Here is a 23,162-nt window from a genome sequence, read left to right as displayed (position 1 = left end):
TTATGGCGGCTGTGTGCGGGCAGACTTCGGTCTGGCCGGTTGCCTGCTTCGGTGGATCTCACCCTGCACATAGCTGCCACCCATTCGCCGCGTGAGATCCGGCGAACGATGGCTTCCGCTCAAGCATCAGCAGGAGTTGTATTTTGGACAAACTAGTACCGGATCCACCAAACGAAACATCCATCCCTCTCGCCGACGCCATCCGCGCCGAAGACCGCATCAAAAACCACGAGGCCATAAAACGCGCCCTCGATTTCTACCTCTGTCCCGAACCCTCGAAACCACGAAGACCCAGCACCATGTTCATGGTCTGTCCCAACATCGACACCGAAAGTCTGCTCGCCCACGCCTGTGAGTCGTTGGCGTCCGCCAGTGCGGCGACCAGTAATTTCGCCAATGAGTTAAGCGGCTTGCAGCGCAACACGGCGCTCGGCATCCAGCAAATCATCATGCTCGCCGAGCTTGCAGTTAACCGGGCGCTGGATAGGGTTGATCCGCAGACCTGAGTCCGCGTTATCGTTCTTCGCCAGCAGGCTGGCTCCCACGGGAGTACGCATTCCAATTGTGGGAGCAGCCTGCTGGCGATGACGAACAGCTGTGACAGTTTCAACCTGTGAACCACCCCGCAAACTCACCACCGGTCATTCCCGAATCGGGATCCTTCTTTGCTGCGCCAACTACGCTCCTAAAGATCCGCCCCCACCAGCGGATACACGTTGTATAGCCCAGTCGTTCACCGCGTGGGTCTCTACGGGAGTGTCCTGCAATGAAGCTAGTAACCGTCATGTTCTGTGTATTTGTCCTGCTTCCGTTCACGGTCTCCGCTGCCCCTCAAACCACCTCCGGTGAAATCCGCTTTATCGGGCAGATCGTCGATTCCGCCTGTGAAGTAGGGCGAGCCGGCACGTTGAGCTCCAGCGAGTCTCGCCAGATCGAACTCAAGCCCGGTCTGAAGCTCGACGTCGACACGTACCGCAACGCGTGCAGCCATGAAGCGCTGCCAATGACCATGACCTTTGAGCCGCTGAAGACCTCGCCCGATAAAGGCATCGTCACCATCACGTACCTGTAAACCGTTCGGCGTACGCTGCAAATCTTCAGGTGCTGACCCGTGGCGCGCAGGTATACTGCGCGCCTTCGCGGCTCACTTACCGGGCGCGACTTTTTGTTTTGCGGAGCTTTCATGACTTCCCCGATCCAACCGCCGGTTGACGACGCCGTGAGCGATGTCCCGGCTGAACTGGCCGACGCCAGCGAATCCAAAGCCGAGATCCCGGCGTTCAAGTTCCCGTTCAAACCGGGCGAATTGGCCGCTGCCAAAGACTCGAACCAGCCGTGGTACAAGAACGGCGCCAAGAACGGTCACACCAAGACCCCGGGCATGGCCCCGCCGGGTACCCGTCGTTCGATGGGCAAGCGCTGAGTTTCTCTCTCAGAAAGAGACTATTCCCACACGGATAAGCGATCCGTCTTCTGGGAATTCCGATGACCTCTCGTCGAAGATTCATGCCCTCGTGAATGCTTTGATGAAGGTCATCTCAATGTCTCTGGCAAAAATCATATCCATCTTGTCGGTGTTAGCCCTGACCAGCGGCTGCGTGTCCTCAGCGGTTGAACCGACGATTCGTTTCGGCGTTGAGCCCCTTGTTCCTCCATTTGAAAGCCGAAACGATAAAGGTGAGCTGGTCGGGCTGAACATCGAACTGGGCAATGCGTTGTGCGCGGAGTTGCAAAAGCGCTGCGTCTGGGTCGATCAGGATTACGCGACCAACATCGCGGCACTTGAGGACAATCGCTTCGATGTGATCATGCCGATGACCGCCACGGTGGCGCGTCGTGAGCGAATTGACTTCACTGACAATCTCTACCCGCTGAGCAGCCAATTGGTCGCGCGCAAGGGTTCCAACCTGCAACCGGATGTCCGGTCCCTCGAAGGTAAACGTATCGGCGTGCTGGCCGGCACCAGCCGTGAAGCGTTCGCCAGGGAACGATGGGCGCCGTCTGGCGTGACGGTGCGCAGTTTTCAGTTCAACGACCAGCTGATCGCCAGCCTGCTGACCGGCGAGATAGATGCCACTCTGCAAGACTCCATCGAAATCACTGAGGCGCTGCTGCGGCATTCCCGAGGTGCGGCATTTGAATTCGCTGGTCCACCGCTGAAAGATCCGATGCTGGGCACCGGCGTGGCCATGGCTGTGCGCAAAACCGACAGTAAACTGCGCGATGACCTGAACGCCGCCCTTGGACGTCTGAAGCTCAATGGTGTGTATCAAGTGATTACCGAAGGGTACCTTCCGCCCGTCGTTGAAGAGTCACTTCGTTATCAGCCCAATGCCGAAGGGTTTCCGTTCTCTGATTCGGTCAGGATTGGAGACACGATCTACTTATCCGGCGTGCTGGGGCTCAATGATAAAGGCGAGCTGACTAAAGGGGGCATTCGCCCGCAGATGACTCAAGTGATGGAGAACCTGCGTAGCGCTTTGCACAGCAGCGGTTCATCGCTGTATCACGTCGCCAAATGCACGGTGATTCTGACTGACGTCAAGGATTTTGCCGGCATGAACGAGGTGTATCGCAGTTATTTCCCGGCTGACCGCTTACCGGCGCGCACTACATTCGCTGGCAAACAACTGGTGGTGCCGGGCGCAAAAGTGGAGCTTGAGTGCCTGGCGGTGGCTCGACGCTGAGTCATCGAAGCTTTCTCCATCGACCGTCTCGTCTCTGGACACTGACGGTTGATGGCTAAATACCGGTGATTCGCAGCATCTGGATCAAGCCACCCGCAGAGAAATAAACGCATACGTCTGCGCCGGCTCCGTCACCACCTGCGCCCCGGCCGCGAGCACTTGCCCGGCGACATCATCACCGGACAAATGAAACAGCCATTCACTCGATGCTTCGCTCAGTGGCTGCGCGCTCACCTGATCAATCACCGCTGCAAAAGCGTCCATATTCGGCAGATACGCCGTGAACCCGTCGCCCTTGAGCGCGGTGGTACGAATCCCCAATGCGGCACAAATCGCATCCTTGAGCCGAATGTCATCGCGATCCGCCTGCCTTGAGCGCTGAATCAGTTCAATCAGTTCCTGATCAACCAATTCGCCACCGACGATCAGCGCAGGCCCCTGTTCCCATGACTCTGGCGGGCAATCCTTGGCTGCAGGGTTGAGCGGGATATGCGGATTGATTTCCGCCGGATAAATTCGACACACCAAAGGCCGACGCTCGTAGATGCGACATAGCTTGTCTTCGTCAAGATTCCGACAAGGGCCGACGTTGTACGCGGCAAAGGTGATCGCCACGTGCACGTCCGATGCGCCGCTGCGTACCAGCGCCGAACGCCGCTCGGCGTGTTCACGTTGCTGCGCCGGCAAGCCCAGACCGTTGCCGAGAAAAGCCTCTGCCAGCACGATGACCTGGCCGCCGTCCGCCGCCCACATGCGGGCTTCGGCCAGGGTCAGGGGCACATGATGGTCAGTGCAGCATTTGCCGCAACCTACGCAGGAAAACGTCGTAGTCATTGAGCGATCAATCTTCAATCAGGGTGTGAATCGGCGGCAGAAAATCGCCGTGCAGACCCGGATCGAAGCAAGTTATGCGCCATTCACTGGGCTTTGGCGGTTGGTCGGATCGAGTCCCACTCGGTGACGAACGCGGTTTTCGACTTTTTGTTGTACAGGCACAGTTCGGTGCCTTGCTGGCCTTTCATGTGTTTTTGCGGGTATTGGCCTTGCAGCAACACGGCGGTGTAGCCGACGCGGTCGTCGAATTGAGCGGGGGTGCCGACGGGTTTGGCGTTTTTCAGGCCGCTGGTTTTGGTGCAACTGGCGAGCACGGTTTTGTCGTAGGCGGCCCATGCGTCGGGGCTTGATGCGTGGGCTTGGGAAGCGAGGGCGGTGAGGCAGAGCAGGCTTGCGGTAATGGCTTTCATGGTTGGGGCATCCTTGTAATGACCAAGGTTGGAGTATGCCTGAGGGCTGGAAGTTGCTGGCGATGGCGGTTTATCAGGCGGGAACACGTTCCCGGCGAACCACATACATCCCGGCACTCTCATACAGCCGCTGCGCCCGAACGTTATCTTCCAGCACCTTCAAATCAACAAATCCTTCGCGCCGCTGCTGAAAAATTTTGAATGCATTCAACAGTAGCGCCCGACCCAAACCTCGGCCTTGAGCGCGCGGATGCACCACCAGATTTTTGATATATGAACTGGTCCAGCACTGCACCACACCGACCACGCCCTCGGCATCAAGAGCAATGAAACACAGCGACGGGTCATATTCCGGATCGCTTTCAAAGCGCCGTTGCCAGGTGTCGAGATCTGGCACTCGCCCCCCACCTTCCCGGTGACCGAGTTGCATGAGGTGATGCACAGCCAATGCCAACTCCGGCCGGTAAGTGCTGATCTCAACACCCTCCGGCCAGACCATTTCCGGCACGTCTGCTCGCAAATCGCGCCGCATCAAAAAGCAGTAGGTCTCGCCCAACACTCAGTGGCCGTTGGCGGCGACGTGCTTGGCCGCTTCGATCAGGCGTTGGGTCAGTTCCGGCGAGGAGAACTTGGTCAGCACCGCGTTGGCCCCGGCCAGTCGGGCTTTTTCGCTGTTCATCGCGCTGTCGAGCGAGGTGTGCAGTAGCACGTAAAGGTGAGCGAAGTCCGGGGTTTCACGCAGGGTGCGGGTGAAGGCGTAGCCGTCCATCTCGGACATTTCGATGTCGGAGACGATCAGGTTGATCTGTTGCGCCGTGCCTTGCAGGTCGAGCAAGCAATCGATGGCTTCCTTGGCACTGCGCGCGGTGTGACATTGCAGGCCCAGGTTGCGCAGGGTGTGCACCGATTGCTGCAGCGCCACCTGGCTGTCGTCGACCACCAGAATCCGCGCGTTGCCGAGTACATCGGCGTCTTCCATGGACAGGTCGGTCGGCGCCATTTCGATCTGCGCCGGGGCAATGCTGTGGATGACTTTTTCGATGTCCAGCACTTGCACCAGTGTGCCGTCCACTGAGGTCACGCCAGTGATGTAGGCCCGCGAGCCGCCGGAACCGAACGGCGGTGGCTTGATGTCGGTGGTCAGGCAATGGACGATCTTGCTCACCGCCTGGACGTGCAGACCCTGCTTCGAACGGCTGACGTCGGTGACGATCAGGCAGCCGCCGTTCGGGTCTTCCAACGGCCGCTCGCCGATGGCGCGGCTGAGGTCGATCACCGACAACGAGGCGCCGCGCAGGGTCGCAATGCCTTTAACGTGCGGGTGCGACTCCGGCATTTTGGTCAGCGGCGGGCAGGGGATGATTTCACTGACTTTCAGCAGGTTGATCGCCATCAGCTTGCCGCTGCGCAAGGTAAACAGCAGAAGCGAAAGTGAGTCTGCGCGGGCTTTGGTGGAAGACATATAAACCTTCTGTGGAAAAGGTGGTGGGCGAGGGTGCAAATCGCCAGAAACTATTGATGCCGGGTTATCGGCGTTAATGGGGTGGGCTTTAGGTCAGTTGTCGGGTGGGGGGCTTAGCTTTTCATCCCCAACCGCTTGGCCATCCGTCCGAGGTTGGCTCTATCAAGCCCCAACTCCCGCGCCGCACTCGCCCAGTTATCCTGATTGCGTTCCAGCGCCGCACTGATCAACCGCCGCTGATACTCCTCGGTCGCGCTGCGCAAATCCCCGCTGATCAACGGCATCGCCGCGACAACCCCGGCAATCGGTTCGGGCGAGTTATCCACAACCTCGCGCGGCAAATCCAGGTCCGCCGCACTCAGGCTGAGGATTTTCGGCCGCACCTTGCAGTTGCCCAAAGCCTTCAACGCACTGCGCCCGATCAAGTGTTCCAGCTCACGTACGTTGCCCGGCCAAGTGTAGGCGAGCAGGGCTTCCTGAGCGTCGCTGGTGAGCCGCAGGCTATTAAGGCCCATGCGCGAGCGGTTCTGTTCGAGGAAAAAACCGCTGAGCAGCAATACGTCACGGCCGCGATCACGCAGAGCCGGCACCCGCAACGGGTACACGCTCAGACGATGATAAAAGTCGGCCCGGTAGCGGCCACTGCGCACTTCTTCGGCCAGATCGCGGTTGGTCGCGGCGATCAGGCGTACGTCGACCTGATGTTCCTTGTCCGAACCCAAACGCTGCAACTGGCCGCTTTGCAGGACCCGCAACAACTTGGCCTGCACGGTCAGCGACAGCTCGCCGACTTCATCGAGAAACAGCGTGCCGCCATTGGCCAGTTCGAATTTGCCACGGCGGTCGCTGGTGGCGCCGGTGAAGGCGCCGCGCACGTGGCCGAACAGTTCGCTTTCCACCAGTGTGTCGGGCAGTGCGGCGCAGTTGAGGCTGATGATCGGTTTGTCGGCACGCTTGGAGGCTGCATGGATCGCCTGAGCCACCAGCTCTTTGCCGACCCCGGTTTCACCCGTGATCAACACGGTCAGATCGCTGCCGCCGACCAGATTGATTTCTTCCACCAGATGTTTATGCGCCTTGCTCTGGCCGATCATTTCGCGGTTCTGCTGACCGCTGGCCTGACGGTAGACCTCGGCGCGCTGGTGCTCGTCTTCAGCGCGGATTGCCAGCCGTTCGATGCGCTCGGCGGCGTTGACCGTGGCCGAGGCGAGGCTGGCGAAGGCTTGCAAAGCGTCCAGTTCGATCGGCTCGAAACGCTCGGGGTCGAGGGCATCGAGGGTGATCAGACCCCAGAGTTTTTCATCGACAAACAACGGGCAGCCGAGGCAGTCGTGAACTTCGAGGTGATCGTCGAGGCCGTCGACCAGACCGTCGTAGGGATCAGGCAAGTCGCTGTCGGCGGCAAACCGGGTCGGGCCTCTGCCTGCCAACAACACTTCAAAGCGTGGATGCTCGCTGACTTTGAAGCGCCGGCCCAGGGTGTCGGTGCTCAAACCATCGACTGCCAGCGGCACCAGCGATTCACCGTCGAGGCGCAACAACGCGGCGGCATCGCACGGCAGCAGGGCGCGCATGGCTTCGAGCAGGCGTCGGTAGCGTTCACCCTCGGGCAGTTCGCGTGAGAGGTCGGATACGAGGGGAAGCAACGCGGTGAGCAGGGATTTGGCAGTCATGGTCTTGTAGTCAAAGAGACAAGATGTAGTCGGGATGACTATAAAGAGCTTTGAGTCGATTTGACTACTATGTTTTTAAGCTGCTGATTTATATGAATAAATTAGTTGGCATGGAAACTGATAAGCCTAGGTAACTTTTAAATCAAGCTCAGGAGTCAACCTTATGCTTAGCGTCCAGGATCGTGCCATCGTCAAATCCACCGTGCCTCTGTTGGAAAGCGGTGGTGAAGCGTTGATTACCCACTTCTACCGCATGATGCTCGCCGAATACCCGGAAGTCCGCCCGTTGTTCAACCAGGCCCACCAGGCCAGCGGCGACCAACCGCGGGCCTTGGCCAACGGCGTGTTGATGTACGCGCGGCATATCGATCAGCTCGACCAGTTGGGTGATCTGGTGGCGAAGATCATCAACAAGCACGTAGCTCTGCAAATTCTCCCGGAACACTACCCGATTGTGGGTGCCTGCCTGCTGCGCGCTATCTCCGAAGTGCTCGGCGAAGAGATCGCCACGCCAGAAGTGATGAGTGCCTGGGGCGCGGCTTACGGGCAACTGGCTGATATCCTGATCGGCGCCGAAACCGACATCTACGACCAGAAAGAGCAAGCCGTCGGCGGCTGGCGCGGGGCGCGGGAGTTCATTGTGGCGGCCAAGGTCGAGGAGAGCGCGGAAATCATTTCGTTCTACTTCGAGCCAGCGGACAAAGGCCCGATCCTCGCAGCCGAGCCGGGTCAGTACATCGGTATGAAGCTGATCCTCGACGGTGAAGAAATCCGCCGCAACTACTCGCTGTCGGCACTGGCGAACAACGGTCAGTACCGCATCAGCGTCAAACGCGAACCGGGAGGCCGTGCCTCCAATCATTTGCACGATCAACTGCATGTCGGCGCGAGCATTCAGTTGTTCCCGCCATCGGGTGAGTTCGTTCTGACCGCCAGCGACAAGCCGCTGGTTCTGATCAGTGGCGGTGTCGGCATCACCCCGACGCTGGCGATGCTGGAAGCGGCGCTGGAGACTGAGCGTCCGGTGCATTTTATCCACTGCGCGCGCAATGGCAGCGTCCACGCGTTCCGCGACTGGATTGATGAGTTGGCCGAACGTCATCCACAGCTCAAGCGTTTCTACTGCTACGCCGAAGATGACGGCGTGAGCCCGGCGGCGGACAAGGTCGGCCTGTTGAGCGAGGAGTTGCTCGGCGAGTGGCTGCCGGCGCAGCGTGATGTCGACGCTTACTTCCTTGGGCCGAAAGGTTTCATGGGGGCGATCAAGCGCCATTTGAAAGCACTGGGTGTGCCGGAGAAGCAGAGCCGGTATGAGTTCTTCGGGCCGGCGGCGGCTTTGGAGTGATCTGAAACCGCGTCGCCTTCATTCGCGAGCAGGCTCGCTCCCACAGGATTTGTGTTCAACGCAGATCCAATGTGGGAGCGAGCCTGCTCGCGATTTGCCGTTACACGGTCCTGATTCGTAAAAAGTGTTTAAAGGTTAATCGTTTCTTAACCGGTTTATCGTTTATTCCCCGATGCTGATGATAGGCGCTCGTTCGTTTACCTGATCAGGATCGCCCTCATGTCGCACCTCACCTTGTCCCGTCATTTCAGCCTTGCCGCTCTGGGCCTGTCGGCCGCTTTGCTGGCCAGTCCGTTTGCCTCTGCCGAATCGGCCTTGATCAAACCGCAGACCCTGATTGTCGATCAGAGCCTGCCCAAGGCACAGGCGCAAGCCATGGAGCTGGCGGCGCGGCGTTATGGCAGTTTCTGGAACAGCGGTGAAGAGGCCTTGGCCACCGCCGCCTTGTCGCCGCAATTTGTCGACAAGACCCCACCCGAAGGCCGGGTGCAGGGGCCGACCGGGCCATTGCTGGCGTCGAAGTTTTTTCGCACGGCGGTGCCGGACTTGAGTTGCGAGATCGAGCAAATGATCGTCGCCGGTGATCGCGTGGTAGTGCATTTGCACTTTCGCGGGCATTTCACTGGCACGTTCAAGGCTCTCAAAGGGCAGGGTCAGCGTGTAGACTTCCGGGCAACCGATATCTATCAGATCGACAACGGTCGCATTGCGGCCAATTGGCATATCGAAGACAACATCAGCCTGATGGCGCAACTGCAAGCGCAGCCGCCGGCCAGCTGAACCATGGACATATAAGGGAAACGCGATGAGCGAGGAAACGATTCGACTGGGACGTGAGCGGCGCTTTCTGGTGCTGCTGGGCATCATCTGCCTGGCGCTGATTGGTGGCGCGCTGTACATGCAGATCGTGCTCGGCGAAGCGCCGTGCCCGCTGTGCATCTTGCAGCGCTATGCGTTGCTGCTGATCGCGCTGTTCGCGTTCATCGGCGCGGCCATGCGGACCAAGCGCAGCATCACCGTGTTCGAAGCGCTGGTGGTGATTTGCGCGATTGCCGGTGCCGGCGTGGCGGGGCATCACGTGTACACCCAGTTCTATCCGGCGGTGAGCTGCGGTATCGATGTGTTGCAGCCGATTGTCGATGATCTGCCGCTGGCGAAGATCTTCCCGCTGGGCTTCCAGGTCGACGGTTTCTGCTCGACCCCGTACCCGCCGATACTCGGTCTGTCGCTGGCGCAATGGGCGCTGGTGGCGTTCGTGCTGGTGGTGATTCTAGTGCCACTGCTGACCTCGCGTAACCGAAAAGCACTGCGCTGAGTCAACTATTCGGCTGATTGGCCGATACAGAAAACGCCCCGATTTGCGGTTCAGCAAATCGGGGCGTTTTGCATTTCAGGGTGTTTGTGAAAACACCGTGACGAACGGCAAGGGAGGGTGCGGCAGATGTGCGACATGTTGTCACACAGACCGTGTCGCAGGCCGTCGCAGCGACACGGATTGGTGCGCTGTTACAAAAAAGGATTGGTCAGTTTCATTGAATTTTGGCTTTTGCACGCGTGTGCCAGATCAGGCAGTTTTAACAAGCGCAGGCAAATGGCCAGAAGCCTTGGGGTATCGGGCTTTGCGCTGATCCGGCATTCAGGAAATGCCTTCAGAGCTGTCTGAACTGAGGCGTGTACACCTACAAAATTTGGTGTTTTTGTTGAGAATCGATTTCGATAACATGCGGCACTTTTGCAAAAATGGCGATGGATTGTTGCTCGAACGGATAAAAATTATTTCGGGATAAGACATGGTGTATAGGGCGCTACCTATCTACAATCGCCCGCACTGAATTCCCGGCACTGTTCAGCCTTTATTAAGGAGGCGAGCAGGAAGTCGGGTGTCGAGTAAGTCGTGAGGCTTTCAAGACACCCAGGTGTCGGTGCCTTCCAACTTTCCGCACCAAATGGAATTGGTCTGTAACAAGGCCTTTGACCACGAATTCGAATAAGAACTGACCGCTGTCCCAGGTTTTGTCGAGCGTCTGACGCGCGACGGGCGGCCCTTATTCAATCCAAAGAAAATGCCAACCCTTGGCAGGGTGAAGTGTTGGCGATCAAAACCCAACTGCATTGCGCAAGCTGCTTTAGAGGTCGTGAGATGAGTAAAAACAGGTACCCCAGATTACTAGGCCTAGTGCCGCTGCTCGGCACGTTGTTGCTGGGAGGCTGCAACATGACCTTGCTCAATCCAACGGGCCAGGTTGGCCTGGAACAGCGCAACCTGATCATCACCGCGACCCTGCTGATGCTGTTGGTTGTGGTGCCGGTCATCGTCATGACCTTCCTGTTTGCCTGGAAGTACCGCGCCTCCAACAAAGACGCCATCTACACCCCGAAATGGTCGCACTCGACCAAAATCGAAGTGGCGGTCTGGACCATCCCGGTGCTGATCATCATTGCCCTGGGTTACATCACTTACATTTCGACCCACGAACTGGACCCGTATCGTCCAATTCAATCCGACGTCAAGCCTGTGACCATCGAAGTGGTCGCGCTGGACTGGAAGTGGCTGTTCATCTACCCGGAACAAGGCATTGCCACGGTCAACAAGATCGTGTTCCCGGCGCACACGCCAATCAACTTCAAGATCACCTCCGATGCCGTGATGAACTCGTTCTTCATCCCGGGCCTGGGCGGCCAGATCTACGCGATGGCGGGCATGCAGACCAAGCTGCACCTGATCGCTGACCGCAACGCTGAAATGGACGGGATCTCCGCCAACTACAGCGGTGCTGGTTTCACCGGCATGAAGTTCAAAGCCATCTCAACCACTCAGGAAGATTTCGACGCCTGGGTAAGTGAAGTCAAGAAGTCACCTAAACAGCTTGATCAGGCTGAATACGCAGCCCTTGCCAAGCCGAGCCAGAACAACCCAGTCGAACTCTACTCCTCGGTCACGCCGAACCAGTTCCAGATCATCGTCGACAAGTACGAAGGTATGAAGCCGGGCAAGCCGCTGAAGCACGAGAAGAAAGAGAAAGAAGTGGCGGCCACGGAAATTGACTCGAGTTCGCATTCAGCTGCCGGGGCAGAGGAGTAAACGATGTTTGGTAAATTAAGTTGGGAAGCAGTCCCATTCCACGAGCCGATCGTGATGGTGACCATCGCCATGATCGCCCTCGGTGGTCTGGCGCTGTTCGCTGCAATCACTTACTTCAAGAAGTGGACTTACTTGTGGACCGAGTGGCTGACGTCGGTCGACCACAAGAAAATCGGCGTGATGTACATCATCGTCGCCATGGTCATGCTGCTGCGCGGTTTTGCCGACGCCATCATGATGCGTACCCAGTTGGCCATGGCCACCGAGGGTTCGCCTGGCTACCTGCCGCCTGAACACTATGACCAGATCTTCACCGCTCACGGTGTGATCATGATCATCTTCATGGCGATGCCATTCTTCACCGGCCTGATGAACCTTGCAGTGCCGCTGCAGATCGGCGCGCGTGACGTTGCGTTCCCGTTCCTGAACTCCCTGAGCTTCTGGCTGCTGGTATCCGGCGTTGTGCTGATCAACCTGTCCCTGGGCGTCGGCGAATTCGCCAAGACCGGTTGGGTCGCTTATCCACCGCTGTCGGGCCTGCAATACAGTCCTGGCGTGGGGATGGATTACTACATCTGGGCGCTACAGCTATCCGGGTTAGGTACGACGCTGACGGGGGTCAACTTCCTGGCCACCGTGCTGAAAATGCGTACCCCTGGCATGAAGCTGATGGACATGCCGATCTTCACCTGGACCTGCACCTGGGCTAACGTCCTGATCGTGGCTTCGTTCCCGATCCTGACCGCTACCCTGGCACTGCTGACCCTTGACCGTTACATGGATTTCCACATTTTCACCAATGAACTTGGTGGCAATCCAATGATGTACGTCAACCTGTTCTGGGCCTGGGGCCACCCTGAGGTATACATCCTGATCCTGCCGGCATTCGGCATCTTCTCGGAAGTGATCTCGGCGTTCACCGGCAAGAAACTGTTCGGCCACCACTCGATGATCTACGCTTCGGGCGCGATCTCGGTGCTGGGCTTCATGGTTTGGCTGCACCACTTCTTCACCATGGGTTCGGGTGCGAGCGTCAACGCCTTCTTCGGTCTGGCGACGATGCTGATTTCCATCCCGACGGGTGTGAAGCTATTCAACTGGCTGTTCACCATCTACCAGGGCCGTCTGCGCTTCACCAGCCAGGTTCTGTGGACGCTGGGCTTCATGGTGACCTTCGCCATCGGCGGGATGACCGGCGTACTGCTGGCCATCCCGGGTGCTGACTTCGTTCTGCACAACAGCCTGTTCGTGATCGCGCACTTCCACAACGTGATCATCGGCGGTGCGGTATTCGGTTACATCGCAGGTTTCGCGTTCTACTTCCCGAAAGCGTTCGGCTTCAAGCTGCACGAAGGCTGGGGTAAAGCGGCGTTCTGGTTCTGGATCTCGGGCTTCTTCGTCGCGTTCATGCCGCTCTATGCACTGGGCTTCATGGGCATGACCCGTCGTCTGAACGCCACCACCAACCCTGAGTGGGTACCGTACCTGTACGTTGCCATGTTCGGTGCGGTGATGATCGCTGTCGGTATCGCTTGCCAGCTGATCCAGCTGTACGTGTCGGTGCGTGACCGCAACAAGCCAGAGAACGTTTGCGATCACGGTGACCCGTGGAATGCACATACCCTGGAATGGTCGACCTCGTCGCCACCTCCGTTCTACAACTTCGCTGTGCTGCCTAAGGCTGACTGCATCGATCCGTTCACCGAAGCCAAGGAAAACGGTACTGCGTACCAGCGTCCGGCCAAGTACGAGCCGATCCACATGCCGAACAACACCGCTACTGGTGTGGTGATGGGCGCACTGTTGACCGTCTTCGGTTTCGCAATGATCTGGCACATCTGGTGGCTGGCAATCGCGAGCCTGGTAGGCACTGTCGTCTACTTCGTGATCCACGCTGCACGTGACGACCAGGGCTATATGGTTCCGGTTGAAACGATCGAGCGCATCGAAGCCGAGCAGCACAAGCGTCTGGTTGCGGCAGGGAAAATCCCGGCCGGTGCCACCCGTGTTGAAACCTCGTTGGAACAGGCTTAAACCATGTCGAATTTAGTGACCAATGCCGGACACGCCCATGGTGAACATGGGCACGATGACCATCACCACGACTCGGGCGAGATGACCGTATACGGTTTCTGGCTCTACCTGATGACCGACTGCATTCTGTTTGCGTCGATCTTCGCGGTGTACGCAGTACTGGTAAACAACGTTGCCGGTGGCCCGTCGGGCCACGAAATCTTCGAACTGCCATACGTGCTGGGCGAAACCGCTCTGCTGTTGTTCAGTTCGATCACCTACGGCTTCGCCATGCTGGCGTTGTTCAAAGGTAAAAAGCAGCAGGTTCTGGGTTGGCTGTTCATGACCTTCCTGCTCGGCGCCGGCTTTATCGCCATGGAGATCAACGAGTTCCACCTGCTGATCTCCGAGGGCTTCGGTCCTAGCCGTTCGGGCTTCCTGTCCGCGTTCTTCACCCTGGTCGGTACCCACGGTCTGCACGTATCCGCGGGTCTGATCTGGATGGGCATCATGATGTACCAGGTCAACAAGCACGGCCTGACGGCGACCAACAAGACCCGTCTGAGCTGCCTGAGCCTGTTCTGGCACTTCCTGGACGTGGTGTGGATCTGCGTATTCACCGTTGTTTACCTGATGGGGACTCTGTAATGGCTAATGCACACTCCCATGACAGCCATGATGCTGGCCACGGCAGCGTAAAGTCGTACGCCATTGGCTTCATCCTGTCGGTGATCCTGACCGTCATCCCGTTCGGCCTGGTGATGTACCCGAGCCTGCCGAAGGCGACGACGCTGGCAATCGTTCTGCTGTTCGCAGTGATCCAGGTGATTGTTCACCTTTATTACTTCCTGCACCTGGACCGTTCCATCGCTCAGCGTAACAACGTGATCGCGTTTGTCTTCACGGCCATCGTGATCGTGCTGCTGGTTGGCCTGTCGCTGTGGATCATGTTCAGCATCCACACGTACATGATGGCGAAGTGAGGTAGACCCGATGTCGCTCAAGCACTTTATCCAAATCACCAAACCGGGGATCATTTTCGGTAACGTGCTTTCTGTGGCAGGCGGGTTCTTCCTGGCCTCGAAAGGGCATGTCGATCTGGCGGTGTTTCTGGCAGCCATGATCGGCACCTCCCTGGTTGTAGCCTCCGGTTGCGTGTTCAACAACTGCATCGACCGCGACATCGACCTGAAGATGGAACGCACCAAAAACCGGGTGCTGGTCCAGGGCTTGATCTCCCTGAAACTGGCCCTGGTCTACGCGACCATCCTTGGTGTTCTCGGCGTTGCATTGTTGTACAAGGTGGCCAACCCGTTGGCCGCCCTGTTCGCCGTAATCGGCTTCGTGATCTACGTCGGCTTCTACAGCCTGTACCTCAAGCGCAAGTCGGTTCACGGCACGCTGGTGGGCAGTCTGTCGGGCGCCATGCCGCCAGTGATCGGTTACGTCGCCGTAACCAATAGCTTCGACATGGCCGCGCTGGTCCTGCTGGTGATGTTCAGCCTGTGGCAGATGCCGCATTCCTACGCCATCGCGATCTTCCGCTTCAACGATTACCTGGCCGCATCGATTCCGGTGTTGCCAGTGAAGCGCGGGATTCAAGTGGCCAAGAAACACATCCTGCTCTACATCCTGGCGTTCCTCGTGGCGACATTGATGCTGACCTTCAGCGGCTACGCCGGCATGAGCTACCTCGCCGTCGCCGCGGCCATGGGCATGTACTGGTTGTATATGGCCTGGACCGGCTACAAGGCAGTGGATGACACGGTCTGGGCACGCAAGCTGTTCGTGTTCTCGATCTTCACCATCACCGCGTTGAGCGTCATGATGTCCCTGGACTTCAAGGTGCCGAGCGAGCTGCTGCTGACGTACGCGCCGTAAGGTTTCAGGTTGTACAAGAAACCCCGCCATCGAGAGATGTGCGGGGTTTTTTGTTGGGTGATTTTCACTGATTGAGGTGCCGCAGCTCCTACAGGGTTAGTTGCGGTATCTTGGCAAAACCCCTAGATTTGGATCCAGCCGCGACAGTGATAGCGCCCTGCTATTCCACAGGTGCTCGACTGTTATTCACGCATCAATCAAAAGGCTGGGCGAAATGACTGAGAGGATGACCTGCGACGAACGCTTCATTGCCCTGGCACAAGAGCTCAACTACGACATCTACGGCGAGAACACCGCCGGCGGCAATTACGCGCCGCTGATCCGACATCACGATGAGCTGTACATCAGCGGCATGGTGCCGCGCACCCATGGCAAGATTCAGTACCCCGGTCGCGTTGGCCTGGAGTTGACCCTCAAGGATGCGCAGGCCGCTGCCAGCATCAGTGCGATGCGGTGTCTGGCGTTGATCGTCGATGCGGTGGGGTCGCTGGACAAGATCCGGGTGTTGTTGCGGGTCACGGTGTACGTGAAGTCCACCCCTGACTTCGTTGACCTGAGCGAAGTAGCCAACGGCGCATCGGATGTGTTCAGTCATGTACTCGGCGATGCCGGGCGGCACACGCGCACCACGGTCGGTGTCTATCAGTTGCCGAAGAACGCGGCGATCGAAGTCGACATGATTGCGGCATTGCACGCCGACGCATAACCCGCCCGCCGGAAAACAAAAAGCCCCGCCTGAATCTCAGTGCGGGGCTTTTCTGTCAGCGTTGCCGTATTACTGCGCGGCGATGCTGTAGCCATCGAACGCGGTCTGCTGTTGCAGGGCGGTGATGATGTTCTTGCGGTTGACCGCGTGTTCAGTGCCGGCGTTGTCGACGAAGGTTTCGCCGTCGACTTCGGCTTCTTCGCCTTCACCGACGAAGGTGAAACCGAGGAACTCCAGCGCTTCACGATCAACGCTCAGGCGCGAACGTGGCGTGCGCAGTGGCAGGGTCACGCTGCTGCCGTCCTTGCTGATGGTGAAGATTTCGACTTCTTTCTTCGCCCGTGCCGCTTTGCTCTTGCCGCCGCTCGGGTTGCTGATCGCCAGATGCGTATGGTTCAGCACTTTGAGCGCCAGACCGTAAACGATTTCCTGGAACGCCGGATCGTCCTTGAAGCTGGACAGGATTCGGCCGATCGAGAACTTGCTGCTCAGGTCTTCAAGCGCGGCAATGTCCGCAGCTTCGGCGTCCTTCAGGGCCTTGAGTTCACCCATCAGTTCGTAAGCCTTGTCGTCGTCGAAGCGGTCGTGTGCCTGACGGATCGCGGTGCGCAGTTCGCGGATCTGGTCGCTTTCGCGGGTCGACTGAAAAGCGTCCAGCACCATCTCGCTGATGATTTTGGCTTGTGGCAGGTGTTGTGAAAGATTGATGGAGTTTTCGTATTCCGCTTTGGACGATTCGGTGACTACGGATTCAGCGGTGTTGAAATCGGACATTGAAATTTCACTACTTTTTAACTTGAGTGGAGATGAGCAAGCGCGGGGCTTTTTCAGGTCGACTAATTTAGGGGAGTGGGGTGGCGTTGTCACGGAGCAACAGTCTGCCGGTCGAGTTTTTTGCCCTTTGCTCAGTGCTCGCTCTGTTTCAAGCGTGCGCGTTCCATGGCGATCACCGACGCCTCAAAACCCAGACTGGCGAAAAACGCCTCCGCACCTTCACGGCCGGCACGCAGCATCCAGGTGATATCGGGGTTGTCGCCCATCACATGTTCGACCAGTGCGCGGCCAACGCCTTCGCGACGATGTTGGCCGTCAACCACCACCATCGACAGATAACCGTTGGATAAACCGTCAGTGATGCCTCGGGCGAAACCGATGATTTGCCCGTCCTTGAAGGCGACGGCGGTACGCTGGGAGTTCTGGATCAGTTGGGCAAAATATTCGGCGGCGCCCGTGCGATGTCCCCAGCCGTGCAGGCCTAGAAAGCGCCTGGCCGATTCCACTTCGGCGGGTTGCAGATCGCGTACGGTGAGTGCGTTGTTCATTGGCTGTCGAGTCCTTTGTCAGCGTTGGTTTGAGTCTGCTTCGGGCGTCCGTCGTCAGGATCTGCCCCATGCTTTCATCGCGAATTCGACAAAGCGCCGCAGCTTCGGCAGTCGATAGCGATCCGGGGCGTAGAGCAAGTGCAATGGGCGACTGGGCGGTTGGTAGTCGGGAATGACCGTGACCAGTTTGCCGTCGCGCAGGTCCTGTTCCACCAGCGCGTCAGGCAGCATCACGATGCCCATACCGGTGCGTGCGGCCTGATGCAAGCCGGCGGAGCTGTTGATCAGCATCGGGCCGCTGACGTCGACCATGATTTCTCCGTCCGGACCACTGAGGCGCCAGCGCTTTTCCACTGATTGCCAATCATCGCCGGTAGGGTAGGCGAAGGACAGGCAGTCATGCTGTTGCAGGTCTTGCGGTGTGAGGGGCATGCCGCGTCGTGCCACATATTCCGGCGATGCGCAGACCGTCAGGGTGTAGTCGATCAATGGCCGCGCAATCAGGTTGGACTGCTCGAAGTTTCCCAGCCGGAAGGCGACATCGAGACCGTTTTCCATCAGGTCCGGGCGGCTGTTGGTCAGCACCACGTCGAGTTTGACCTGCGGCCATTGCAGGGAATACTCACTGAGCGCCGGAGCCATGCGTTCAACGCCGAAGGTCAGGGGAGCGGTAATTCGCAGGATGCCACGCGGCTCATCAAGGGCCTGTTCGGCAAGTCGTTCGGAGTCCGCCACGAGCCCCAACACGTCCAGACAACGCTGGTAGTAAACGCTGCCGAACTCGGTGAGGCGCTGCCGCCGTGTGGTGCGTTGCAGCAGTTGCACGCCGAGCCGTTGCTCCAGGGCTCGCAGGTGATTGCCTACCATCGTCGTCGACATATCGCACTGCAACGCGGCCGCGGTCATGCTCCCCGCTTCGACAACTTTGACGTAGACGCTCATCGACTGAAACAGATCCATTATCAAGCTCTGCTTTTAAATGATTGAAGTTTTGCCGAGTTTATCCAGTTCTGGTGGCTAACCATACTGCAAGCACACCGACCTTCACTGGAGTTTGAAGTCATGACCGCCGCCCTGATGAACACCTACCAACCGCTGGCCCTGAGTTTCACCAAGGGCCTGGGCACCCGACTGTGGGATCAGGCCGGTCGCGAGTATCTGGATGCGGTTGCCGGGGTCGCGGTAACCAACGTTGGCCACTCGCATCCGCGGATCGTTTCGGCGATCAGCGAGCAGGCGGGATTGCTGCTGCATACCTCCAATCTGTACAGCATCGACTGGCAGCTACAACTGGCAAAGCGGCTGACTGTGTTGTCGGGGATGGAGCGGGCGTTCTTCAATAACTCCGGTGCCGAGGCCAACGAAACCGCGCTGAAACTGGCGCGGCTGTACGGGTGGCGCAAAGGTATCGAACAGCCGCTGGTGGTGGTGATGGCCAACGCGTTTCATGGCCGCACACTCGGTACGTTGTCTGCCAGCGACGGCCCGGCAGTACGCCTGGGCTTCAATGAGCTGCCGGGGGATTTCATCAAAGTGCCGTTCGGTGATCTCGCCGCACTGGAGAACATTCAGCGCAAGCACGGTGAGCGGATCGTGGCGATTCTGGTCGAGCCGATTCAAGGTGAAAGCGGCGTGCAACTGGCGCCGCCCAATTACCTCAAAGCCCTGCGTGAACTGTGCAATCGGCATGCGTGGCTGCTGATGCTCGACGAGATCCAGACCGGCATCGGTCGCACCGGCCAGTGGTTTGCGTTTCAGCATGAAGGCATCGTCCCGGACGTGATGACGCTCGCCAAAGGACTCGGCAACGGCGTACCCATCGGCGCTTGCCTGGCGCGGGGCAGGGCAGCAGATCTGTTCACGCCGGGCAGCCATGGCAGTACGTTCGGCGGTAATCCGCTGGCCTGTCGGGTGGGATGCACGGTGCTGGATATCATCGAAGAGCAGGGTTTGCTGGAAAATGCGCGGGTGCAGGGTGAGCGTCTGTTGGCTCGGTTACGCGCAGAACTGGCGGACAACCCCAATGTGCTGGCGATTCGCGGGCAGGGATTGATGATCGGTATCGAGTTGAAACAGCCAATTCGCGATCTCACATTGATCGCTGCGCGGGATCATGGGCTGCTGATCAACGTCACACGCGGCAAGACCATACGGCTGCTGCCGCCGCTGACGATTGATGAGCGTGAGGTGGGGATGATTGTCAGAGGTGTCGGGCGGGCGTTGGATAGAGACTGAGCGAGTGATCAGTAGTGGTATTTGCAGGTGATGACGCAAATTTCTCCGCCTTCGATCCTATATACCAAACGATGCTCGGCAGTTATTCGTCGTGACCAAAAGCCGCTCAGGTTGTGCTTGAGCGGTTCAGGTTTACCTACTCCCTCGAACGGTTCGCGCTGGATTGCTTTGATCAACAGATTGATACGTTTGAGCCCGGCCTTATCGTTCTGCTGAAACCACAAGTAGTCTTCCCAGACTGTTGGGGTGAACTCGATTTTCATTCTTCGATCAATTGCCTGACTTTGGCTTTTCCAGCGCGCATTTCACCAATCGATTTGATCAACCGCTCGGCGTTGGCCGGAGAGCGCAGCAGGTAGGCTGTCTCTTCGAGTGCGTTGTACTCAGCCAGAGACATCATTACGACAGGTTCACCTTTTTGACGGGTTACCAGAAGTGGTGCTCGGTCTTCATTGACCCGATCCATCGTCTCTGCCAAGTGTGCACGGGCTGTGGTGTAGTTGATGGTTTGCATGTTGTAGTCCTCGCTGGATGCAAAGAACGTACAGAAATGAGTACATGATGACAAGGTGATACCTACCAGTGGTTGTTTCGCAAATGGGCTTTTTGCGAGCAACTTCAGTATCACTCAAGAATTCTGCAGACGTTTCTGAGAAAGTTGTAATCCCTATCCTCGGTCGCGAACCCTGAATAGCCATCACACTGTCGTCATGTGGCAGCCTCAGTGTAGGAAAAGGGTCGTGCGTCAGTCCGGATAGTCCGTCAAATCCGGCGCCAGCATCCGCGTCTTCGCCGCGCCATTCGAATTGTGCTGAATGATCTCTCGCGGCTGCCCCTGCTCATTGAAAAACACCTGCCCGATCCCCGCCGAGTTCCACAAGCGCTCACCTGCTTCAGCATGGTCCGGCGTGTACGGCACGATGCGCATGCGCCGGCGTTTGGTCAGCCAGTTCAGGGGTGAGCGCGGTGAGTAGAGCCAGCGGTTGAGCCGGTCGAACCATTCCAGCAGCGCCGGCGGAAATTCGTTCTTGATGCCGCTGCTGGTGATCTGCCAGATCCGCGGGCCGGCCTTGCGGTGTCGGATAAGCACTTCGTAGACGAAGGAATAATGCACATCGCCGGACAGCACCACGTAGTTACCTGGCGTACGCGTGTGTCGGAAGATGTTCAGGATCACCTGCGCCGCACCCCGATGGGCCATCCAGTTCTCCGCGTCGACCAGCAGTGGATAACCGAACCAACTGAAGATCTTCTGCACGGTTTCAATCAGCTTCACGCCAAAGATCGGCGCGGGCGAAACGATGATTGCTGACGGGTGATCAAGCAGGTCCTGCTGCAACTCGCTCAAGGCTTCCCAGTCGAGCAGCCCCGACGGTTGCTTGAGCGCCAACTCGCTGCGCCAGCGTCGAGTACGAGTGTCGAGGACTACCAGCGCGGGACTGGTCGGCAGCACGAAATGCCAGTTCTGAAAGCGCAGCAGGTCATCGATCAGATCGTCCTGTACCGGGCTGTCGAGGTAGTGATCATCGCCGCTGGCGATCAGACCTCGGGTTTTCTCCAGTACATCCTTGAAGGCATCCGGGTTGTTGCCCCAGCCCTGGCACAGCATATAAGCGATCAGTGCGTTGCCGATGATGCGTTTGGAGAACGGATGGCCGTAGGCCGTTTCCTCCCATTGCGCGGACAGATTCCAGTCATCGGTGATGTCGTGGTCGTCGAAAATCATCAGGCTCGGCAGATGCGCCAGTGCTCGGGCGACGTTGCTCAGGCCAGCCTTGAAGGCGTCGATACGAGTTTGTTCGAGGGTGTAACGCTTGAGCCGTTCGGGCGTGAGCGTTGGCGCTGCCGGATTGATCAGTGTCCACGCGACCGGCGACCACACCAGCAAGTACATCGCCATGACTTCGGCGAACGTTACCAGGTGATTGTCGGCGCTGCTGCTGGTGAAAATCGGCTTACGCGCGCCGCCGAAAAATCGCTCACGCAGAGTCTCGTTGCTCTCCAGCGCCGGTAACAAATCCGCGCGGTGGTAGTAACTGGCCGGGTGTTCGTAAAGCTTGGCGCTGTCGCTGACCACGGCACCTTCGAGGTGTTCGTCGAACAGGCCGAGGCGCTTGATCAAGGCATGAATCGCCCGTAGCGTCGGCCCGGCAACGTCATCGGCGTAGACCTGATCGCCGCTCATCATCAACAGAGCCGGGCGTTGCTGTGGATCGGTTTCGGCGGCCAACAGTTGATCGACACAGAGCAAACCGTCCGCCGCCGGGTGATGTGGCTTGCGACAGGAACCGTGGAGCAACTGATCGATGCGTGAGCGCACGACGAAGTTTGGACACGTAGCGCCGCCATACAACAGGTGCGGCGCCCAATCGGCGATACCGTCCTGGTCATCAATCAGCAGGTCGTAGTCGATAAATTCGTCGAGGGGCAGGGCGTTTTCGAGTCTGACATCGATGAGATGAACGAACGCTCGGCTGCCCACGGCAATGACTGCGCATTTCTCGGCATCGAGAAGAATGTTTCCTACACCCTGCAAGCGCAAGGTCAGCGACAGCGGGCGTGTAGCAACCAGCCACAGTACCAGGCGTTTGGGCTCCAGCCGTCGGATCAACGGGCCAGCCAGAACAGGTGGCAACGGGGTCAGCTCATCAAGTGTTGGGGACATCCGGGGACAAAGCTCAAGGCGCACAGGCCGGCGATGATAGCGCAGCCGGCGCCTTGAACGCTTAAGTGAGACTTAAGAGTCCGCTTTTTGCAGCTTCAGGCCCAGCAGGCGCCATTCGGCAGGAATCGCATCAACTCTCGGCTGCTCCTGCACGGAGCAATCGAAATGGTATTTCACATCGTCGCCGTTCATGTTGCGCGCGGTGACGGTGTTGCTGAAGGTGTAGACCTGATCCTTGAAGCGATGGCTGACGAGGCCTTTGCTGTCAGCAAAGCGCGCCGAGTTGGGAAAGCGCAACGTGCTGGTCACGAACGGGCTGCACATGACATACGCGATCATCGACTTGTCGGCCTGTGCATCGCCGCGCAATTTCTTGTTCAGCGCTGCCAGGGCCATGCGACCCTGATAGTCGCTTTGATCCAGCACGGTCTGTAACCCGATTGATTTCGGCGCCCGGCTGGCGTAGTTCGGCAGCAATGCGGAGTCGGCGGGAGAGGGCTTGTCGTCCGGCTCGATGGCAGCAAAAACCGGCGCATCCTTCAGCTCGGCAGCGGGCGTGACTGACTCGGCCTCAGGCAATAGGGAGGTCGGCTCGGCGACCTGCGTGTTTTCAGCCTGCGCCGCCTCGTAGTCATGCGACGAAGGAAACAGCGATAAAGTGATCGACAGCACCACCATCGCAACAATGAAACCACCCGCAGCGCCAACAATGTTGCCGTAGAAAATATTCCAGCTAGCGCGGTTCTTCACCACCCAGCGCCACATGAAACCCCAGGCCGCGACAAACGCCAGAAAACGCAAAAACTCCATTTGATCCTTTCCTTAAACCTTCAAAAACCTGAAAACA

General features: G+C 58.2%; 26 protein-coding genes. 14 read left to right on the top strand and 12 right to left on the bottom strand.

What is annotated here, in order from left to right; all coding sequences use genetic code 11:
* Positions 1-143 precede the first annotated feature (143 nt).
* From ACA069_RS23410 to ACA069_RS23395, 4 genes are all read left to right on the top strand, one after another.
* The gene (locus ACA069_RS23410) at positions 144-506 is read left to right on the top strand and encodes a DUF6124 family protein (RefSeq protein WP_497615325.1); all 363 of its coding nucleotides are present in this window, start codon (positions 144-146) and stop codon (positions 504-506) included.
* 260 nt (positions 507-766) lie between these two features.
* Complete coding sequence (locus ACA069_RS23405) at positions 767-1,072, top strand: type 1 fimbrial protein (RefSeq protein ID WP_497615324.1); 306 nt, start codon at positions 767-769, stop codon at positions 1,070-1,072.
* Positions 1,073-1,183: 111 nt separating this feature from the next.
* Positions 1,184-1,423, top strand: a complete 240-nt coding sequence (locus ACA069_RS23400) for a hypothetical protein (RefSeq protein WP_187677985.1) — start codon at positions 1,184-1,186, stop codon at positions 1,421-1,423.
* 118 nt (positions 1,424-1,541) lie between these two features.
* Positions 1,542-2,687, top strand: coding sequence for a transporter substrate-binding domain-containing protein (locus ACA069_RS23395; RefSeq protein ID WP_497615323.1), 1,146 nt, complete (start codon positions 1,542-1,544; stop codon positions 2,685-2,687).
* An 84-nt stretch (positions 2,688-2,771) separates the two neighbouring features.
* On the opposite strand, the gene ACA069_RS23390 is transcribed toward ACA069_RS23395, so the two are convergent.
* From ACA069_RS23390 to norR, 5 genes are all read right to left on the bottom strand, one after another.
* Positions 2,772-3,521, bottom strand: coding sequence for a YkgJ family cysteine cluster protein (locus ACA069_RS23390; RefSeq protein WP_497615322.1), 750 nt, complete (start codon positions 3,519-3,521; stop codon positions 2,772-2,774).
* An 83-nt stretch (positions 3,522-3,604) separates the two neighbouring features.
* Complete coding sequence (locus tag ACA069_RS23385; RefSeq protein WP_497615321.1) at positions 3,605-3,931, bottom strand: hypothetical protein; 327 nt, start codon at positions 3,929-3,931, stop codon at positions 3,605-3,607.
* A gap of 73 nt (positions 3,932-4,004) precedes the next feature.
* Positions 4,005-4,463, bottom strand: coding sequence for a GNAT family N-acetyltransferase (locus tag ACA069_RS23380; RefSeq protein ID WP_497618292.1), 459 nt, complete (start codon positions 4,461-4,463; stop codon positions 4,005-4,007).
* A 27-nt stretch (positions 4,464-4,490) separates the two neighbouring features.
* Positions 4,491-5,393 (bottom strand): chemotaxis protein CheV, encoded by a 903-nt coding sequence (locus tag ACA069_RS23375; RefSeq protein ID WP_187677981.1) that lies wholly within the window; start codon positions 5,391-5,393, stop codon positions 4,491-4,493.
* Positions 5,394-5,506: 113 nt separating this feature from the next.
* The gene (gene norR, locus ACA069_RS23370) at positions 5,507-7,066 is read right to left on the bottom strand and encodes a nitric oxide reductase transcriptional regulator NorR (protein ID WP_497615320.1); all 1,560 of its coding nucleotides are present in this window, start codon (positions 7,064-7,066) and stop codon (positions 5,507-5,509) included.
* A 163-nt stretch (positions 7,067-7,229) separates the two neighbouring features.
* Between norR and hmpA the strand changes: the two genes are divergently transcribed.
* The 9 genes from hmpA (at position 7,230) to ACA069_RS23325 (ending at position 16,093) form a co-directional block, all read left to right on the top strand.
* The gene (hmpA, locus tag ACA069_RS23365) at positions 7,230-8,411 is read left to right on the top strand and encodes an NO-inducible flavohemoprotein (protein ID WP_497615319.1); all 1,182 of its coding nucleotides are present in this window, start codon (positions 7,230-7,232) and stop codon (positions 8,409-8,411) included.
* 219 nt (positions 8,412-8,630) lie between these two features.
* Positions 8,631-9,191 (top strand): ester cyclase, encoded by a 561-nt coding sequence (locus ACA069_RS23360; protein ID WP_187677978.1) that lies wholly within the window; start codon positions 8,631-8,633, stop codon positions 9,189-9,191.
* 25 nt (positions 9,192-9,216) lie between these two features.
* Positions 9,217-9,726 carry a disulfide bond formation protein B gene (locus tag ACA069_RS23355; RefSeq protein WP_187677977.1) on the top strand — a complete coding sequence of 170 codons (510 nt, stop codon included), beginning with the start codon at positions 9,217-9,219 and terminating at the stop codon, positions 9,724-9,726.
* A gap of 825 nt (positions 9,727-10,551) precedes the next feature.
* Positions 10,552-11,493, top strand: coding sequence for a ubiquinol oxidase subunit II (gene cyoA / locus ACA069_RS23350; protein ID WP_201236894.1), 942 nt, complete (start codon positions 10,552-10,554; stop codon positions 11,491-11,493).
* Between the two features lie 3 nt (positions 11,494-11,496).
* Positions 11,497-13,527, top strand: a complete 2,031-nt coding sequence (cyoB, locus tag ACA069_RS23345) for a cytochrome o ubiquinol oxidase subunit I (protein ID WP_042560959.1) — start codon at positions 11,497-11,499, stop codon at positions 13,525-13,527.
* Between the two features lie 3 nt (positions 13,528-13,530).
* Complete coding sequence (gene cyoC, locus ACA069_RS23340) at positions 13,531-14,154, top strand: cytochrome o ubiquinol oxidase subunit III (protein WP_187677975.1); 624 nt, start codon at positions 13,531-13,533, stop codon at positions 14,152-14,154.
* Positions 14,154-14,489 carry a cytochrome o ubiquinol oxidase subunit IV gene (gene cyoD, locus ACA069_RS23335; RefSeq protein ID WP_007916940.1) on the top strand — a complete coding sequence of 112 codons (336 nt, stop codon included), beginning with the start codon at positions 14,154-14,156 and terminating at the stop codon, positions 14,487-14,489. Before cyoC ends, cyoD begins: the two co-directional genes overlap by 1 nt.
* Positions 14,490-14,499: 10 nt before the next feature.
* Entirely contained in the window at positions 14,500-15,387 is an 888-nt protein-coding gene (gene cyoE, locus ACA069_RS23330; protein WP_187677974.1) for a heme o synthase, read from the top strand.
* Positions 15,388-15,601: 214 nt separating this feature from the next.
* Positions 15,602-16,093 (top strand): RidA family protein, encoded by a 492-nt coding sequence (locus ACA069_RS23325; protein ID WP_497615318.1) that lies wholly within the window; start codon positions 15,602-15,604, stop codon positions 16,091-16,093.
* Between the two features lie 69 nt (positions 16,094-16,162).
* Here ACA069_RS23325 and ACA069_RS23320 read toward each other — a convergent pair whose 3' ends face one another.
* From ACA069_RS23320 to ACA069_RS23310, 3 genes are all read right to left on the bottom strand, one after another.
* The gene (locus tag ACA069_RS23320) at positions 16,163-16,867 is read right to left on the bottom strand and encodes a hypothetical protein (RefSeq protein ID WP_187677972.1); all 705 of its coding nucleotides are present in this window, start codon (positions 16,865-16,867) and stop codon (positions 16,163-16,165) included.
* A gap of 131 nt (positions 16,868-16,998) precedes the next feature.
* Positions 16,999-17,415, bottom strand: coding sequence for a GNAT family N-acetyltransferase (locus ACA069_RS23315; protein ID WP_497615317.1), 417 nt, complete (start codon positions 17,413-17,415; stop codon positions 16,999-17,001).
* A gap of 54 nt (positions 17,416-17,469) precedes the next feature.
* Positions 17,470-18,375 carry a LysR family transcriptional regulator gene (locus tag ACA069_RS23310; RefSeq protein WP_497615316.1) on the bottom strand — a complete coding sequence of 302 codons (906 nt, stop codon included), beginning with the start codon at positions 18,373-18,375 and terminating at the stop codon, positions 17,470-17,472.
* 102 nt (positions 18,376-18,477) lie between these two features.
* On the opposite strand from ACA069_RS23310, the gene ACA069_RS23305 reads away from it, so the two are divergent.
* Positions 18,478-19,650: an aspartate aminotransferase family protein gene (locus ACA069_RS23305; RefSeq protein ID WP_497615315.1), complete on the top strand. Its 1,173-nt coding sequence runs from the start codon at positions 18,478-18,480 to the stop codon at positions 19,648-19,650.
* 8 nt (positions 19,651-19,658) lie between these two features.
* Here ACA069_RS23305 and ACA069_RS23300 read toward each other — a convergent pair whose 3' ends face one another.
* The 4 genes from ACA069_RS23300 to ACA069_RS23285 form a co-directional block, all read right to left on the bottom strand.
* Positions 19,659-19,913, bottom strand: a complete 255-nt coding sequence (locus ACA069_RS23300; RefSeq protein WP_401271879.1) for a Txe/YoeB family addiction module toxin — start codon at positions 19,911-19,913, stop codon at positions 19,659-19,661.
* The gene (locus ACA069_RS23295) at positions 19,910-20,164 is read right to left on the bottom strand and encodes a type II toxin-antitoxin system prevent-host-death family antitoxin (RefSeq protein ID WP_086791676.1); all 255 of its coding nucleotides are present in this window, start codon (positions 20,162-20,164) and stop codon (positions 19,910-19,912) included. The genes ACA069_RS23300 and ACA069_RS23295 overlap by 4 nt, the downstream gene beginning before the upstream one ends.
* A 231-nt stretch (positions 20,165-20,395) precedes the next feature.
* A complete protein-coding gene (locus ACA069_RS23290) occupies positions 20,396-22,315 on the bottom strand; it encodes an alkaline phosphatase D family protein (RefSeq protein ID WP_497615314.1) in 1,920 nt (639 codons plus the stop codon).
* Positions 22,316-22,387: 72 nt separating this feature from the next.
* Positions 22,388-23,125, bottom strand: a complete 738-nt coding sequence (locus tag ACA069_RS23285; protein ID WP_497615313.1) for a hypothetical protein — start codon at positions 23,123-23,125, stop codon at positions 22,388-22,390.
* Positions 23,126-23,162: the final 37 nt, after the last annotated feature.

Source organism: Pseudomonas sp. LBUM1652 (assembly GCF_059716105.1).
Note: the sequence above shows the minus strand (reverse complement) of the source record. Positions and strands in the feature narration are given on the sequence as shown.

Coding starts and splice junctions, on each gene's coding strand:
- cyoC (WP_187677975.1), top strand. CDS start 13,531: ATGTCGAATTTAGTGACCAATGCCGGACACGCCCATGGTGAACATGGG.
- ACA069_RS23375 (WP_187677981.1), bottom strand. CDS start 5,393: ATGTCTTCCACCAAAGCCCGCGCAGACTCACTTTCGCTTCTGCTGTTT.
- ACA069_RS23315 (WP_497615317.1), bottom strand. CDS start 17,415: ATGAACAACGCACTCACCGTACGCGATCTGCAACCCGCCGAAGTGGAA.
- norR (WP_497615320.1), bottom strand. CDS start 7,066: ATGACTGCCAAATCCCTGCTCACCGCGTTGCTTCCCCTCGTATCCGAC.
- cyoE (WP_187677974.1), top strand. CDS start 14,500: ATGTCGCTCAAGCACTTTATCCAAATCACCAAACCGGGGATCATTTTC.
- ACA069_RS23325 (WP_497615318.1), top strand. CDS start 15,602: ATGACTGAGAGGATGACCTGCGACGAACGCTTCATTGCCCTGGCACAA.
- ACA069_RS23380 (WP_497618292.1), bottom strand. CDS start 4,463: ATGCGGCGCGATTTGCGAGCAGACGTGCCGGAAATGGTCTGGCCGGAG.
- ACA069_RS23405 (WP_497615324.1), top strand. CDS start 767: ATGAAGCTAGTAACCGTCATGTTCTGTGTATTTGTCCTGCTTCCGTTC.
- ACA069_RS23360 (WP_187677978.1), top strand. CDS start 8,631: ATGTCGCACCTCACCTTGTCCCGTCATTTCAGCCTTGCCGCTCTGGGC.
- cyoB (WP_042560959.1), top strand. CDS start 11,497: ATGTTTGGTAAATTAAGTTGGGAAGCAGTCCCATTCCACGAGCCGATC.
- cyoA (WP_201236894.1), top strand. CDS start 10,552: ATGAGTAAAAACAGGTACCCCAGATTACTAGGCCTAGTGCCGCTGCTC.
- ACA069_RS23320 (WP_187677972.1), bottom strand. CDS start 16,867: ATGTCCGATTTCAACACCGCTGAATCCGTAGTCACCGAATCGTCCAAA.
- ACA069_RS23390 (WP_497615322.1), bottom strand. CDS start 3,521: ATGACTACGACGTTTTCCTGCGTAGGTTGCGGCAAATGCTGCACTGAC.
- ACA069_RS23290 (WP_497615314.1), bottom strand. CDS start 22,315: ATGTCCCCAACACTTGATGAGCTGACCCCGTTGCCACCTGTTCTGGCT.
- ACA069_RS23310 (WP_497615316.1), bottom strand. CDS start 18,375: ATGGATCTGTTTCAGTCGATGAGCGTCTACGTCAAAGTTGTCGAAGCG.
- ACA069_RS23400 (WP_187677985.1), top strand. CDS start 1,184: ATGACTTCCCCGATCCAACCGCCGGTTGACGACGCCGTGAGCGATGTC.
- ACA069_RS23295 (WP_086791676.1), bottom strand. CDS start 20,164: ATGCAAACCATCAACTACACCACAGCCCGTGCACACTTGGCAGAGACG.
- ACA069_RS23300 (WP_401271879.1), bottom strand. CDS start 19,913: ATGAAAATCGAGTTCACCCCAACAGTCTGGGAAGACTACTTGTGGTTT.
- ACA069_RS23355 (WP_187677977.1), top strand. CDS start 9,217: ATGAGCGAGGAAACGATTCGACTGGGACGTGAGCGGCGCTTTCTGGTG.
- ACA069_RS23385 (WP_497615321.1), bottom strand. CDS start 3,931: ATGAAAGCCATTACCGCAAGCCTGCTCTGCCTCACCGCCCTCGCTTCC.
- ACA069_RS23285 (WP_497615313.1), bottom strand. CDS start 23,125: ATGGAGTTTTTGCGTTTTCTGGCGTTTGTCGCGGCCTGGGGTTTCATG.
- ACA069_RS23305 (WP_497615315.1), top strand. CDS start 18,478: ATGACCGCCGCCCTGATGAACACCTACCAACCGCTGGCCCTGAGTTTC.
- ACA069_RS23395 (WP_497615323.1), top strand. CDS start 1,542: ATGTCTCTGGCAAAAATCATATCCATCTTGTCGGTGTTAGCCCTGACC.
- hmpA (WP_497615319.1), top strand. CDS start 7,230: ATGCTTAGCGTCCAGGATCGTGCCATCGTCAAATCCACCGTGCCTCTG.
- cyoD (WP_007916940.1), top strand. CDS start 14,154: ATGGCTAATGCACACTCCCATGACAGCCATGATGCTGGCCACGGCAGC.